This is a genomic window from Pseudomonas sp. ARP3, from assembly GCF_001029595.1.
Classification (GTDB): domain Bacteria; phylum Pseudomonadota; class Gammaproteobacteria; order Pseudomonadales; family Pseudomonadaceae; genus Aquipseudomonas; species Aquipseudomonas rhodesiae.
Genome location: NZ_LEKF01000001.1, coordinates 191,350 through 205,519, shown reverse-complemented (window position 1 = coordinate 205,519; position 14,170 = coordinate 191,350). Strand labels below are relative to the sequence as shown.

At 63.0% G+C, this 14,170-nt stretch carries 15 protein-coding genes and 1 riboswitch; of the genes, 1 reads left to right on the top strand and 14 read right to left on the bottom strand.

The window, feature by feature from the left end; translation table 11 throughout:
• Nucleotides 1-31: 31 nt before the first annotated feature.
• Genes ABX75_RS00940 through cobO form a run of 10 tightly spaced genes read right to left on the bottom strand, consistent with a single transcriptional unit; the run spans nt 32 to nt 8,850 of the window.
• Nucleotides 32-760 (bottom strand): adenosylcobinamide-GDP ribazoletransferase, encoded by a 729-nt coding sequence (locus tag ABX75_RS00940; protein WP_034099571.1) that lies wholly within the window; start codon nt 758-760, stop codon nt 32-34.
• Between the two features lie 2 nt (nt 761-762).
• On the bottom strand, nt 763-1,338 hold the full coding sequence (gene cobC / locus ABX75_RS00935) for an alpha-ribazole phosphatase family protein (protein ID WP_047881311.1): 576 nt from the start codon (nt 1,336-1,338) through the stop codon (nt 763-765).
• The gene (gene cobT / locus ABX75_RS00930; protein ID WP_047881310.1) at nt 1,335-2,390 is read right to left on the bottom strand and encodes a nicotinate-nucleotide--dimethylbenzimidazole phosphoribosyltransferase; all 1,056 of its coding nucleotides are present in this window, start codon (nt 2,388-2,390) and stop codon (nt 1,335-1,337) included. Before cobT ends, cobC begins: the two co-directional genes overlap by 4 nt.
• Nucleotides 2,387-2,908, bottom strand: a complete 522-nt coding sequence (gene cobU, locus ABX75_RS00925; RefSeq protein WP_047881309.1) for a bifunctional adenosylcobinamide kinase/adenosylcobinamide-phosphate guanylyltransferase — start codon at nt 2,906-2,908, stop codon at nt 2,387-2,389. Before cobU ends, cobT begins: the two co-directional genes overlap by 4 nt.
• Nucleotides 2,896-4,362 carry a cobyric acid synthase gene (locus tag ABX75_RS00920; protein ID WP_047881308.1) on the bottom strand — a complete coding sequence of 489 codons (1,467 nt, stop codon included), beginning with the start codon at nt 4,360-4,362 and terminating at the stop codon, nt 2,896-2,898. The genes cobU and ABX75_RS00920 overlap by 13 nt, the downstream gene beginning before the upstream one ends.
• Nucleotides 4,359-5,348 (bottom strand): threonine-phosphate decarboxylase CobD, encoded by a 990-nt coding sequence (gene cobD / locus ABX75_RS00915; RefSeq protein WP_034114763.1) that lies wholly within the window; start codon nt 5,346-5,348, stop codon nt 4,359-4,361. The genes ABX75_RS00920 and cobD overlap by 4 nt, the downstream gene beginning before the upstream one ends.
• Nucleotides 5,341-6,249, bottom strand: coding sequence for an adenosylcobinamide-phosphate synthase CbiB (gene cbiB, locus ABX75_RS00910; protein ID WP_047881307.1), 909 nt, complete (start codon nt 6,247-6,249; stop codon nt 5,341-5,343). The genes cobD and cbiB overlap by 8 nt, the downstream gene beginning before the upstream one ends.
• Entirely contained in the window at nt 6,246-6,896 is a 651-nt protein-coding gene (bluB, locus tag ABX75_RS00905) for a 5,6-dimethylbenzimidazole synthase (protein WP_047881306.1), read from the bottom strand. The genes cbiB and bluB overlap by 4 nt, the downstream gene beginning before the upstream one ends.
• Complete coding sequence (locus ABX75_RS00900) at nt 6,893-8,242, bottom strand: cobyrinate a,c-diamide synthase (RefSeq protein ID WP_047881305.1); 1,350 nt, start codon at nt 8,240-8,242, stop codon at nt 6,893-6,895. The genes bluB and ABX75_RS00900 overlap by 4 nt, the downstream gene beginning before the upstream one ends.
• The gene (cobO, locus tag ABX75_RS00895) at nt 8,239-8,850 is read right to left on the bottom strand and encodes a cob(I)yrinic acid a,c-diamide adenosyltransferase (protein WP_034099587.1); all 612 of its coding nucleotides are present in this window, start codon (nt 8,848-8,850) and stop codon (nt 8,239-8,241) included. The genes ABX75_RS00900 and cobO overlap by 4 nt, the downstream gene beginning before the upstream one ends.
• A gap of 78 nt (nt 8,851-8,928) precedes the next feature.
• Nucleotides 8,929-9,182, bottom strand: a riboswitch (cobalamin riboswitch).
• Nucleotides 9,183-9,281: 99 nt separating this feature from the next.
• On the opposite strand from cobO, the gene ABX75_RS00890 reads away from it, so the two are divergent.
• Nucleotides 9,282-10,595: a sorbosone dehydrogenase family protein gene (locus ABX75_RS00890; RefSeq protein ID WP_034099588.1), complete on the top strand. Its 1,314-nt coding sequence runs from the start codon at nt 9,282-9,284 to the stop codon at nt 10,593-10,595.
• Nucleotides 10,596-10,642: 47 nt separating this feature from the next.
• On the opposite strand, the gene ABX75_RS00885 is transcribed toward ABX75_RS00890, so the two are convergent.
• The 4 genes from ABX75_RS00885 to ABX75_RS00870 all read right to left on the bottom strand — a co-directional run bounded on the left by ABX75_RS00885 (nt 10,643) and on the right by ABX75_RS00870 (nt 14,148).
• Nucleotides 10,643-11,182, bottom strand: a complete 540-nt coding sequence (locus tag ABX75_RS00885) for a C40 family peptidase (RefSeq protein ID WP_034099589.1) — start codon at nt 11,180-11,182, stop codon at nt 10,643-10,645.
• 144 nt (nt 11,183-11,326) lie between these two features.
• On the bottom strand, nt 11,327-11,956 hold the full coding sequence (locus ABX75_RS00880) for a C40 family peptidase (RefSeq protein ID WP_034099590.1): 630 nt from the start codon (nt 11,954-11,956) through the stop codon (nt 11,327-11,329).
• A gap of 209 nt (nt 11,957-12,165) precedes the next feature.
• The gene (gene hda, locus ABX75_RS00875) at nt 12,166-12,870 is read right to left on the bottom strand and encodes a DnaA regulatory inactivator Hda (protein WP_034099591.1); all 705 of its coding nucleotides are present in this window, start codon (nt 12,868-12,870) and stop codon (nt 12,166-12,168) included.
• Between the two features lie 204 nt (nt 12,871-13,074).
• Nucleotides 13,075-14,148, bottom strand: coding sequence for an AI-2E family transporter (locus ABX75_RS00870; RefSeq protein ID WP_034099592.1), 1,074 nt, complete (start codon nt 14,146-14,148; stop codon nt 13,075-13,077).
• Nucleotides 14,149-14,170: the final 22 nt, after the last annotated feature.

The following is a 14,170-nucleotide window of genomic DNA, read 5'->3' as shown; positions in this document are numbered from 1 at the left end:
ATACCCGCGATTGAGCAAATGCAAGAAAGTGTTACAGCGCCAAGCCGACCAATACCACGACTTCCAGCAGCTCCAGCAGCGCACCGGCAGTGTCGCCGGTAGTGCCACCGAGGCGATTGATCATCAATTGGCGCAGGCCTACAAAGGCGATAGCCGCCAGCAGCACTGCCACCCCGCCGCTGAACCCACCGATCAGCAGGCACGCCAGACCGCTGAGGATCAGCACCTGCTGCCCCACAGCCCTTGGTAAATGCTCCGACAGTGCCTGACCCAAGCCGCCGGCACGCACATAACGCGTACTCAGGAACAACGCGAGCATCGACGCGCGGCCAATCAACGGCGCGAGGATCAATGCCGCAGTGTTGTGCTGTTCGATCAAGGCGACCAACGCGCTGAACTTGAGCAGCAACACCAGGCCCAACGTCACCACGGCAATCGGCCCGCTGCGCGGATCTTTCATGATAGTGAGGGTGCGCTCGCGATCACCGAAGCCACCCAGCCAGGCGTCAGCGCTGTCCGCCAGACCGTCCAGGTGCAAGCCGCCGCTGAGCAAGACCCAGGCAGTCAGCAGCAGCACCGCGTGCAGCAGCAATGGCGCGCCCGTCAATGCGATACTCAGCCCCCACAACAGCACACCGAACACCCCACCGACCACCGGGTAAAACAGCAACGAGCGTCCCATTTCCTGCGGCTGCGGCATGCCTGGCAGGCGAATCGGCAGGCTGCTCAGAAATTGCAAGGCGATCCAGAACGGCAACATCGTCAGCTTCCTTCCCCCAACGCGCCATCGGCGGCGACACGCAGGCTGAACAACCCACCGTGGCCGACTTCGACATTCAATAAGTGCTCACGAGGCAGCCCCCTCGCGCGGGCCAGCAACAGACGCATCACCCCGCCATGACTGATCAACAGGACACGCTCACCGGCATACGCCTGATGCAAACGTGCGACAGCACCCAGAACCCGCTGGGAAAAATCTTCAACCGGCTCGCCCTCGGGCGGCGTGAACCGGTAGGGATCGGCCCAGAAGCGCCCCAACCCCTCGGCATCGGTTTGCATCAGCGCCGCTGCGCTCTGCCCTTCCCACGCGCCGAAGTGCAATTCCTGCAAATCTTTTTCCAGACTCACCGGCACGTTGAGCTGGGCGCCCAGTTCATCGGCAAACCGCGCGCAGCGTTGCAGGGGCGAACTGATCAGCCGGTCCCACGGGCCTTGTTGCGCCACGGCGGCGCGCATCTGCGCCCAACCGTTGGCGGTAAGCGCGTCGTCCAGGCTGCCGCGCAGGCCGCCGCCCAGCTCGGTTTCACCGTGGCGCAGCAGGTCCAGGTGCAAGGTCATGCCGGGCGATCCGCCACGGCAGCTTCGGCGAAGGTCGCCATCTGCCCGTGCAGCGCACAGGCCAAGCGCAGCAACGGCACCGCCAGCGCCGCGCCGCTGCCTTCGCCCAGGCGCAGGCCCATGTCCAGCAACGGTTGCGCATCCAGGTGTTGCAGCACATGACGGTGGCCCGGCTCGGCGCCGCGATGGCCAAACAGCAGCCACGGGCGACAGGCCGCATTCAAACGCGTGGCCACCAGTGCGGCGACGCTGCAGATAAACCCGTCCACCAGCACCACGATGCCGGCCTGGGCGCAGGCGAGGTAGGCGCCCACCAACGCGGCGATTTCAAAGCCGCCCAGGTTGAACAGCGTCTGCAACACATCGCCGCGCTGGGCAGCATGCCGTGCCAATGCACGCTCAATCACTGCCACCTTGTGACTAACACCCTGGGCATTCAAGCCGGTGCCCGGACCGGTGAGGTCGCTGACTCGGCAATCGAGCAAGGCACAGGCCAGCGCGCTCGCCGCCGTGGTGTTGCCGATGCCCATTTCGCCGCCGATAAACAGCTGCGTGCCATGTTCCAATGCGCGCTGTGCGCTGTCACGTCCGGCCTGCAACGCCAACCGCCCCTGAGCGACGCTCATCGCCGGGCTGTCGACGAAATTGGCCGTACCCGCGCCGATATTCAGGTGACGCACACCCGGCAGGTCCAGGGACGGTGTCACCGTGCCCAGGTCGACCACTTCCAGACACGCCTCCAATTGCCGCGCCAGCACGCTGATGGCGGCCCCGCCACTGACAAAGTTGTGCAGCATCTGCCCGGTCACCGCCTGGGGAAACGCCGACACCCCTTCGGCCACCACGCCGTGATCGCCGGCGAAGATCGCGATCCACAGCTGATCCACCGCAGGCTTGATTCGCCCCTGCAAGCCGGCCAGTTGCACCGCCAACGCTTCCAGCTGGCCGAGGGAGCCAGCGGGTTTGGTCAATTGCTGCTGGCGTGCCAAGGCGTTTTCGTACGCCTCGGTGTCGACAGGCTTACAGGGGTTGAGCCACCAGGTGTCAGTCATAACGCAGTACCTTTCAATGTCAGGGGCAGTCCGGCGACCGTCAGCACCACGCGCTGACACCGCTCGGCCAAGGCTTGATGCAGCCAACCGGCTTCATCCACATAGCGGCGAGTCAATTCGCCCAGCGGCACGACACCCAGACCGGTCTCGTTGCTGACAAAAATAATCTCCCCCGGCAGCGTGGCCAGGGTCTCCAGCAAGTGGTCGCGCTCCAGCGCCAGGCGCTGCGGATCTTCGAGCATCAGCAGGTTGGTCAGCCACAGGGTCAGACAATCCACCAGCAGGCAGCGGTCGGCGGCGGCGTGTTCACGCAGCACCCGCGCCAGCTCGATCGGTTCTTCGATCAAACCCCAGTGCGCCGGACGACGCTGGCGATGCAAGGCCACCCGTGCGTTCATCTCGCCGTCCTGGGGTTGGCTGGTGGCGACATAAATGACCGGCAACGCCGTGTCGACCGCAAGTGTTTCCGCCAGTCGACTCTTGCCGGAGCGGGCGCCGCCGAGGATCAGTTGGTGCATGGGGCCACTCCACACAGGCTGCGCAATAAATCGGTATCCAAATGCTGCTCCACCAGATCCGCCAAACGCTCGATATCGCGCTCGCGCAGGGCGTGATAATCCACCTCCTGCACATTCGCCAGCCCCGCCCAGCGCAGCAGCGCGCTACATGCGGCCGGCGTTTCGAACAGGCCGTGCAGGTAGGTGCCGAGGATCTGCCCGTCGGCACTGCGCGCGCCGTCATGGCGGCCGTCGTCCAGGCGCACGGCTGGGCTCGCCAGAGCCCGGCCGGACGTTACCCCCGCATGGATTTCATAACCGCTGACCTCGACGTCTTCCAGCAGCAAACGGCCGCGCACATTGCGCAATTGCTTCTCTTCTTCCAGGGTCGTGCTGAAGGCCAGCAGCCCCAGGCCATCGCTGGAACCGGAAGGTCCTTCCAGACCCAGGGGGTCGTGCACCTGCTCACCGAGCATCTGCAGGCCGCCGCAAATACCCAGCACCTTGCCGCCGTAGCGCAAGTGCCGCGCCACGGCACTGTCCCAGCCATTGCCGCGCAGGTAGGCGAGGTCGCTGCGCACGCTTTTAGAGCCCGGCAGGATAATCAGGTCGGCGGCCGGGATCGCTTGGCCCGGGCCGATAAATTGCAAGTCCACCTGGGGGTGCAGGCGCAGCGGGTCGAAATCCGTATGGTTGCTGATGCGCGGCAGCACCGGCACCACCACCTTGAGGACCTGCGCGGCTTTGTCGATCTGGCGCCGGTCGATGCCGTCCTCGGCCTCCAGGTGCAAATCCATCACATAGGGCAGAACCCCCACCACCGGCTTGCCTGTGCGCGCCTCCAGCCAATCCAGGCCTGGCTGCAACAGCGCAATATCGCCGCGAAAGCGGTTGATGATGAAGCCCTTGACCCGCGCCTGCTCGCTGGGCGAGAGCAATTCCAGAGTGCCCACCAAGTGAGCGAACACACCGCCGCGATTGATATCGGCGATCAGCAGCACTGGGCAATCCACCGCTTCGGCGAAGCCCATGTTGGCGATGTCGTTGGCGCGCAGGTTGATCTCCGCCGGGGAGCCCGCCCCTTCGACCATGACCACTGGGTAGGCCGCGCTCAGTCGCGCATGGGAGGCCAGCACGGCCTGCATGGCGATGGCTTTGTAATCGTGATAGGCCACGGCGTTCATGCTGGTCACGGCGCGGCCATGGATGATCACCTGGGAGCCGGTGTCACTGTTGGGTTTGAGCAGCACCGGGTTCATGTCGGTGTGGGGCGCCAGCCGCGCGGCCTGGGCCTGCACGGCCTGGGCGCGGCCGATCTCGCCGCCTTCGGCGGTCACGGCGCTGTTGAGCGCCATGTTCTGCGGTTTGAACGGTGCAACGGCAACGCCCTGACGAATCAGCCAACGGCACAGCGCGGTTACCAGAGTACTTTTGCCGGCGTCGGAGGTGGTGCCTTGCACCATCAGCGTACTCATGTGGCGTCCTTATAGGCGACCAGGGCTTCGTCGAGGCGCAGCCAATCGGCCTCGGTGTCCGGCAGGCCGAAGCGCAGGCTGCTGTTGTGGACGAACAAGCGCAGCAGGATGCCGCGCTGGGCCATGAACTCATGCATGCGTTCGGCATGCGGCGTGATCAGCCATTGGAACAGCGCGCAGCCGCCTTGCGGCTGGAACCCCCGCTGTTCAAGCAACGCATACAAACGCGCACCGGCCTCCAGGCAACGCGCACGCTGGCGTGCCTGCCCTTCGGCATCGCGCAGGCAGACTTGGCCCAACACCCGCGTCGGCCCGCTGACTGCCCATGGCCCGACCTGATCGGCGAGCAGCTTGAGCAACTTACGGTCGGCCAGGACAAAGCCCAAGCGCACTCCAGCCAGGCCGAAAAACTTGCCGAACGAACGCAATACGATCAAGCCGACGAGATGGGCCTGACCCGCCAGGCTCAAATGCGGCGTGACATCCATAAAGGCTTCGTCCACCACCAGCCAGCCGCCCCGCTGGGCCAGGCGCGCGTGCCAGTCCAATAAGCGTTGGGGGCTCAAGCTCAGACCGGTGGGGTTGTTGGGGTTGACCACCACCAGCACGTCGAGGCCGTCGAGGTAAAAGTCCACTTCCTGCTCCTGGACCTCGCGCACCACGTAACCGGCGCGGCGCCAGGCTTCGGCATGTTCGGCGTAGCACGGCGACACCACGCCGACCTTGCCGGCGCGGCGCAGGCGCGGCAGCAACTGGATCGCGGCCTGGGAACCGGGCACCGGCAACAAGTGGGGCGAGCCGTAATACTCGCTGGCGGCCTGCTCCAGGCCGTCGTCGGTTTCCGGCAGGCGTGCCCAGGCCCGCAGCGGGATTTCGGGGATCGGCCAAGGCCAGGGCGCGAGGCCGCTGGACAGATCCAGCCAATTGGCTTCGGCGATCCCATATTGAATGGATGCCTTACGCAGTCGCCCGCCATGTTCAAGCATAGAATTGCGCCCCCGCGCACAGGATCAGCAGCCACAACCATACGCCGCGCTGCACCAGTTGCCAGCCCCGCTCGATGGCATCCGCATCCGCCGCCGGGCCTTCGCCCAGTGGCGGACGTTGGTGCAGTTCACCGTGATAGATCGCTGCACCGCCCAACTCAACGCCCAAGGCGCCGGCACCGGACGCCATGACCGGGCCGGCGTTGGGGCTGTCCCAAGTCGGGCCCTGGGTGCGCCAGCATTTGAGGGCCAGGCCGGTTTTGCCGAGTACGGCGTAGGTCAACGCCACCAGACGCGCGGGAATGTAGTTGAGTACATCGTCGATTTTTGCCGCCGCCCAGCCGAACCGTTCGAAGCGTTCGTTGCGATAACCCCACATGGCGTCCAGGGTATTGCTGAGGCGGTACAGCACCACACCGGGCACACCGGCGATCACAAACCAGAACAGCGCGGCAAACACCGCGTCGCTGCCGTTTTCCAGGACCGACTCGGTGGCGGCGCGGGCGACTTCGGTGCGGTCCAATTCGCTGGTCTGGCGGCTTACCAGATAACTCACGCGTTTGCGCGCCTCATCAAGGTCATCCCCGCGCAACGCCTGGGCCACCGGCAACACATGCTCGCCGAGGCTGCGCATACCGAGGGCGCAGTACAGCGCGAGAATCTCCAGCACCCAACCGATATAGGGCGCCCACGATAAAGCGGTGGCCAGCAGCATCAGCGGCACCACCGCGATAAACCAGGCGGTGACGCCATGGCTGCGCCAGCCGCGCCCGCCGCTGTTGAAACGCTGCTCGATGCGCCCGGCGAAATTGCCGAACGCCACCAGCGGATGCCAACGCTTGGGCTCGCCCAGCAGCGCATCCAGCGCCACGGCGGCGACACACAGCAAGGCCACACTCATCGACTCAGTCCCCACACATTTTCATACAGCATGTCACTCAGCGGCCGAGGTTCGGCCCAGCCTTCGAGTTGCAACATCGGTGCCGGGTAAAACTCGGCCACCGGGCCCAGGCATAACACCGCCAGCGGCTTGGCACCGGCAGGCAGCCCCAACAGGTCGGCCAGGGCTTGGGGTTCGAACAACGAGACCCAGCCCATGCCCAGCCCCTCGACGCGGGCCGCCAGCCACAGGTTCTGGATCGCACAGGACAGCGACGCCATGTCCATCTCCGGCAACGTACGGCGCCCGAAAATATGCCGCTCGCGATCGTCCATCAGCGCCGCCACTAGGACTTCGGCACAGTCGTTAATACCTTCGACCTTAAGTTTCATAAACTCGTCAGAGCGCTCGCCCAGCGCCTCAGCGGTGCGCACTCGCTCCTCTTCCACCAGTTGTTGAATCTGCCCACGCAATACGCGGTCGCTGATGCGGATAAAGCGCCACGGCTGCATCAGGCCGACACTCGGCGCCTGATGCGCAGCCTGGAGCAGGCGCTGCAACACCTCGCAAGCGACGCTGCCGCCGCTGAAGTGGCGCATATCGCGGCGTTCGGCGATGGCGCGGTAGACGGCGTCGCGGTCGGCCTGGGGGAAAGCGTTGTCGGTCATGGCCCTATCGGGGGCAAGCCCCCTCCCACAGTGGAGGGGGTTTCAGCTCGGCTCGGGGCAAACAAAGCGGCGACCGCCGGCGGATTCGATGGGAAATAGAAGTGTACGTAAGAGGCGGTCATCCGCCCCTGTCGGAAAACTGCCTCGGCACCGCGCCCACCATTCGGGCTTTGGCCACGGGCAATCGGCTGCCACTCGGTACTGGTCAGGGAATGATGGTAGGTATGGCCACGCAGTACGCCTTCGGGCAATTCGACGCTTTGCAGGGCCAGGGCGGCGAGTTTCTTCTGCATCACCGCATCGCCCTGCAACAGGCCCACCAGTTCGGCACGGTTGCCGTCGACATCGGTGAGCGAGTCCAGCAGGTAGAGCATGCCGCCGCACTCGGCGAGCATCGGTTTGCCGGCCGCGTGATGGGCGCGGATGGCGGCCAGCATCGTAGTGTTTTGCGCCAGGGCCTGGTGATGCAGCTCCGGATAGCCGCCGGGCAAGTAGAGGCTGTCGACGTCGGGCAGTTCGCGGTCGTGGATCGGTGAGAAGAAGTGCAACTCGGCGCCCATAGCCCGTAGGAGGTCGAGGCTGGCGCCGTAGGTAAACGCGAAGGCTTCGTCGCGGGCCACCGCGATGCGCACACCGGCCAGCAGCGGTTCGGCTTCGATGATCGTCGGCGCGGCGAACGTGACAGGCGGCGGCACCGCCACTTCGCAACTACTGCCCAAGGCTTGGGCGGCGGCGTCCAGGCGCAGGTCGAGGTCATTCAGCTCACTGGCCTGCACCAGGCCCAGGTGGCGGCTGGGCAACTCGATCCCGGTTTCGCGGGACAGCGCGCCATACCAGCGCAGGCCCTCGGTGAGGCTGCCTTCGAGCAGTTGCGCATGACGCAGCGTACCGACGCGGTTGGCCAGCACCCCGGCGAACGGCAGATCCGGCTGGTAACGCGCCAGGCCCAAGGCCAGGGCACCGAAGGTTTGGGCCATGGCGGTGCCGTCGATAACGCCCAGCACCGGCACGCCGAAATGCCGGGCCAGGTCGGCGCTGGAAGGCGTGCCGTCGAACAGGCCCATTACGCCTTCGATCAGAATAAGATCGGCCTCGCCGGCGGCCTCCCACAATAGACGGCGACTTTCCTGCTCGCCCACCATCCACATGTCCAGTTGATACACCGGCGCACCGCTGGCGCGCTCGTGGATCATCGGGTCCAGAAAGTCCGGGCCGCATTTGAACACCCGCACCTTGCGCCCCAGGTTGCGATGCAAGCGGGCCAGCGCGGCGGTGACGGTGGTTTTGCCCTGGCCGGACGCCGGTGCGGCGATCAGGACGGCCGGGCAATGACGAGGCTGATTCAAAGTTCGACGCCTTTCTGTGCCTTGATACCGGCCTGGAAAGCGTGCTTGAGCATGCCCATTTCGGTGACGGTGTCGCCCATCTCGATCATTTCGGGCTTGGCGCCACGGCCGGTGACCACCACATGCTGCATCGGAGGGCGAGCTTGCAGGTCGCTTAGCACTTGATCCAGATCGAGGTAGCCGTGCTTGAGGGCGATATTCAGTTCGTCCAGCACCACCAAGCCGATAGTCGGGTCTTGCAGCATCGCGCGGGACACAGCCCAGGCGGCTTCGGCGGCGGCGATGTCGCGTTGGCGGTCCTGGGTTTCCCAGGTGAAGCCTTCGCCCATGACATGAAAGCGCACTTGTTCGGGGAAGCGCCGGAAGAACAGCTCTTCGCCGGTGCTGTGGCGACCCTTGATGAACTGCACCACACCGCACTGCATCCCGTGGCCCATGGCCCGGGCCAGCATGCCGAAGGCCGAGCTGCTCTTGCCTTTGCCGTTGCCGGTCAGCACCAGCAGCAAACCGCACTCATTGGGGGAATTGGCGATGCGCTCGTCGATCACGGCTTTTTTGCGCAGCATGCGCGCCAGGTGGCGTTCGTCGCGGTCGGGGGAATCGGTCATGGCAGCTCTCCGTTGGGGCTGGACAAAAACGGCGGGCAGGAAAAAACACAATCAGACAGCCAAGCATCGCCCACCGTGATGCTGTTGAATGATCCAGGCCGGTCTCCGGGCTCATAAGTGGACCGCTCCCGGCGAACCAGGAACAGACCGACGCTGCGCCTTCCCGTATCGCTGGGATACAGTGGCCAAAGGCAGCGTCTTGACTCATTTACCGTTGCGGGGGCAGCGCCGGGATCGCGGCCACACTGTGTACAAGTGCGCTCACTCACCGGCTTCCCTGTTTCACTCCGTCGACCCGTGGGTCACAGAGCACCTGAAACAAGCCGCGAAGGTTAGTGGGTTGGGGGTGGAGCGTCAATTAAAGCCGGCCTTGTTCTTGAACCATCGCACCCGCGCCCTCCTCTATCCCTACAGGTATCAAGGAGAACACCATGCATAAAACCAGACTCGCCTTACTGATCATGCTCGCCGGCAGCCTCACCGCCTGCGGTGAAAGCTCCACTTTGCAGATCAGCGACGGCACGGGGCCATCGCCGCGCTTACCGCAACCGAACAAGACCCTGATCCCCACCGTCAACATCGCCCCGGCCATCGGCTGGCCCGACGGCGCCAAGCCCACGGCAGCACCAGGCTTGCAGGTGAGCGCTTTTGCCGAAGGCCTGGATCACCCGCGCTGGCTGTACGTTTTACCCAATGGCGACGTGCTGGTGGCGGAAACCAACGCGCCGCCCAAGCCGGATGACGCCAAAGGCATTCGTGGTTGGGTAATGGAAAAGGTCATGGACCGCGCTGGCGCCGGCGTACCCAGCCCGAACCGCATCACCCTGTTGCGCGATGCCGACCACGACGGTGTGGCGGAAACCCGCACGGTGTTCCTGGAAAATCTCAACTCGCCGTTCGGTATGACACTGGTGGGCAACGACCTCTATGTCGCCGATTCGGACAAACTGCTGCGCTTTGCCTATCAACCGGGCGCCACTGCAATCAAGACCGCAGGCACCACGGTGGTCGAGCTGCCGGGCGGACCGCTGAACCACCACTGGACCAAAAACGTGATCGCCAGCCCGGACGGCAGCAAGCTGTACGTGAGCGTCGGCTCCAACAGCAACGTCGGTGAAAATGGCCTGGAGGCCGAACAAGGCCGCGCTGCGATCTGGGAAGTGGACCGCGCCAGCGGCCAGCACCGCATCTTCGCCTCAGGCTTGCGCAACCCCAACGGTATGGCCTGGGAACCCCAGAGCGGCAAACTGTGGACCGCAGTGAACGAACGCGACGAGATCGGCAGCGATTTGGTGCCGGATTACATCACGTCGGTCAAAGACGGCGCTTTCTACGGGTGGCCCTTCAGCTACTACGGCCAGCACGTGGATGAACGCGTCACGCCACAGAATCCGGACTTGGTGGCCAAAGCCATTGCCCCGGACTATGCAGTGGGGCCACATACCGCTTCACTGGGCCTGACGTTTGCGCAAGGGAGCAAATTGCCACCCGCCTTCAGCAACGGCGCGTTTATCGGCCAGCACGGCTCGTGGAACCGCAAGCCACACAGTGGCTACAAAGTGATCTTCGTACCGTTCGAGGGTGGCCAGCCGAAAGGGCAACCTGTGGATGTACTTACCGGATTCCTCGATCAAGATGAAAAAGCCATGGGCCGGCCGGTGGGCGTGGTGATTGATCAGCAAGGCGATTTGCTGGTGGCCGATGATGTGGGGAACAAGGTGTGGCGGGTGTCGGCCGCTAAATAAACACCGCAAAAACCATGTGGGAGGGAACTGCTCCCTCCCACATTGGATTAAGGATTGCGTGCCAAATGCTCAGCCGGCAACACGCGTTTGGCGCTCAGGTAGGCATTCTGCCAATAGGCTTTGGATAAGGTGTCCAGTTTCACCGTACCGCCGGTTTGCGGTGCGTGTACGAAGCGGCCTTCACCCACATAGATACCGGCGTGACTGACTTGGGAGCCGCCGCCGGTGGCGAAGAACAGCAGGTCGCCGGTCTGCAGGTTCTGCTCGCTCACATCTTGGGCACGCATCACGATCAGCTCTCGGGTGGTGCGCGGCAACGAGATGCCGGCGGCATCGCGGAACACAAACCCGATCAGGCCACTGCAATCAAACCCAGAGTCCGGGGTGTTGCCGCCCCAGCGATAAGGCGTGCCGACCAGGCCGAGCGCGCGAAACAGCACGTCTTCGGCGGCAGGCGAGAAACTTTGCGTGGAATAGTTGAACACCGGCTTGGGCTTGACCGCGACGGGCGCGGGCGGTGGCCGGCTGGCGCAGGCGCTGATAAGCGCGGCGCAGAGGATAAGAATCAGGCGGGCCGAGGTCGACATGTGCAGAACAATCCTGGTCTGGATGCGGCTTTCGCTGCCGAACGCTGAAAACCAGAACGCGCAAGCAAAGCTCGCGCGTACCGATTACAACAATGTCCAGGGATTCTAGCGCTTACACGTCAAACTTCAAGTATCACTTTAACTTTACTTGCTGGCGGTAACGGTAGTCGGAGCCATCGCCAAGGCACGCTTGGCTTCGATGAAGGTTTTGCTCCAGTAGCTGTCGCCCAGATTGTCGACTCGAACACCGCCGCTGCGACGGCTGCTGGAGTGGATAAACTGGTTATCGCCCAAATAGATACCGGCGTGGCTGACGCGCCCACGACCACTGGTACTGAAGAAAAGCAGATCGCCGGGCTTGAGGTTGTTGCGCGCGACCAGCGGTGCATTAACGTTGATCATTTCGCGCGTCGAACGCGGCAGGTTCATGCCGGCCTCTTCACGGAACAGATAACCGATAAAGCCGCTGCAATCGAAACCGGCTTCGGAGGTACCGCCGAAACGGTAACGGGTACCGATCAGGGACATGCCGCGCTCAAGAATGCTGTCGGCCAGAACTGGGAGTTGATAAGGCTTGCTGCCGGAAAAGTCGGCCAGCTCTTTTTCGGTCGCCACTTCTTCCTCATAAACAGTGGAAGATTGCGCCGCGACGAATTTTGCCTGGTTTTGAACCTGTGGTTTTTGCTGTTCTGCCACCTGTTGAGGGTGGGACGCGCAACCAAACAACAGGGTGACGAGTGCGAGAGGCACGAGGGGTGCGAAGCGATTTAGCATGGGCACGACCGTGGCTGATAGATTTAGAAGCCGCGACTATGCCCTCTATCACATCGATTTGCAAATTCAATCGTGCCTTTTGTGACTTCCCGATTCGACCCTGACATCTAAGCCGTAATTCCATTTATCGACAAAAATGCGTAGCTCGCCGGGCTCATACGCAGGTTTTCTGGCGCCTGAAAAGTGCCGAAACATTGAAAATCAAGGCGTTACCAGCCCAATGTCTCTTTGAGAAAAGGGATCGTCAATTTTCTTTGCGCCTGCAAGGAAGCTTGATCGAGCTGTTCAAGCAGATCGAACAATGCGCTCATGCTGCGAGTGCCACGGGTCAGGATGAAATGCCCGACCTCATCGGTGAGATGCAGGCCGCGCCGCGAGGCTCGTAACTGAAGGGCGCGCAATTTGTCCTCGTCGGACAAGGGGCGCATCTGGAAGATCAACGCCAGGGTCAGGCGCGATTTAAGGTCCGCCAGCTTGACCGGCAATTCCCGCGGCGAGGTGGAGGCCGCAATCAACAGGCGTCGGCCACTGTCACGCAGGCGGTTGAACAGATGGAACAGCGCTTCTTCCCAGTCAGCTTTGCCAGCTATGGCCTGCAGGTCGTCGAGGCAGACCAGCTCGTATTGCTCAAGGTGGTCGAAAATGCCGACGCCGCGATCCATCAACTCAGCCAACGGCAGGTACACCGCCGGTTCGCCCATCTGCTCGAAGCGCAGACACGCGGCCTGCAACAGGTGGGTACGCCCCACGCCATGCTTGCCCCACAGATAGATCAGGCTTTCAGTCCACCCGGCGTCGGCTTCGCAGAGCCGCTCGACATAGCCGAGTGCAGCGGCGTTGGCGCCTGGGTAGTAATTGATGAAGGTGGCGTCGTCACGCAGACGCACACCCAAGGGCAGCTGAATCGGTTTCATGCTGACTGAACGGCTCCCATCGAACCGTTAGTGGCCTCTGTGAAAAGTTTGCGAAGTTTATACCCGTGACGTCGGGCGCACAATGCAGCAGACCTCAAGCAAAATCAAAGGTTTGCGTTAACTTGTTGGTTTTACGCGAATTGTTTGACGCCACGCCTGAATAAACAACAAACCCGGCGTTGCGCCGGGCTTGTGACACTGCGATTACAGGTCGGGGTCTTCGACCCCTGTGTACACATCCGAATCCTTGTACAGATCATGCACATGGCGCACCAGCACCATGATCACCGCAGCCACCGGTAGGGCCAGCAGGATGCCGGTAAAACCGAACAACTCCCCGCCCGCCAGGATCGCAAAGATCACGGCCACCGGGTGCAGACCGATGCGATCCCCCACCAACAGCGGCGTGAGCACCATGCCTTCCAGCGCCTGGCCGACCATAAACACTGCAACGATACCCAGCATCGGGTAAAGATCGCCGCCGAACTGAAACAGACCCGCCACCAACGCCGCGCCGATCCCGATCACAAACCCCATGTACGGCACGATCGCAGCCAAACCGGCAATCAGCCCGATCAACAGGCCCAGCTCCAGGCCGATGGCCATCAACCCGGCGGCATAGATAACGCCCAAGGCGAGCATCACCAGCAACTGACCACGCACGAATGCGCCCAGCACTTCATGGCACTCTTCGGCCAGGGACACAATGCGCTCTTCGCGGTCACGCGGCAGCAGGCTGCGGATCTTGGCCATCATGATGTCCCAGTCGCGAAGCAGGTAAAACGCCACCACCGGGATCAGCACCAAGTTGGTCAACCAACCGATCAGCGCGAGCCCGGAAGCGGTGGCCTGGCTAAGCACCACACCGACGATATCGGTGGTCTGGCCCATGTGCTCACTGATGGCCGCCTTAACTTTGTCGAACTTCCAGAAGCCATCCGACAGCCCCAGCTTGGATTGAGCCCACGGCATCGCCGTGTGCTGCAGCCAGTCGAGCATTTGCGGCGCCAGCTCATACAATCGATACAGCTGCTTGACCAGCATCGGCACCAGCACCAGGACCAGGGCCGTGACGATCAAGGTGAACAGCGCGAACACCGTTACCACGCCCAAGGTTCGCGAAAGGCCGGCTTTTTCCAGACGATCCACCACGGGATCGAATAGGTAGGCCAACAGTAACGCAACCAGGAACGGCGTCAGGATCGAATGCAGCAAGAACACAAAAACGCACAGCAGGACAATCCCGCCAAGCCACACCCAACGACGCGTATCCGCCATAAACCACTCCATCTGTTTGCTT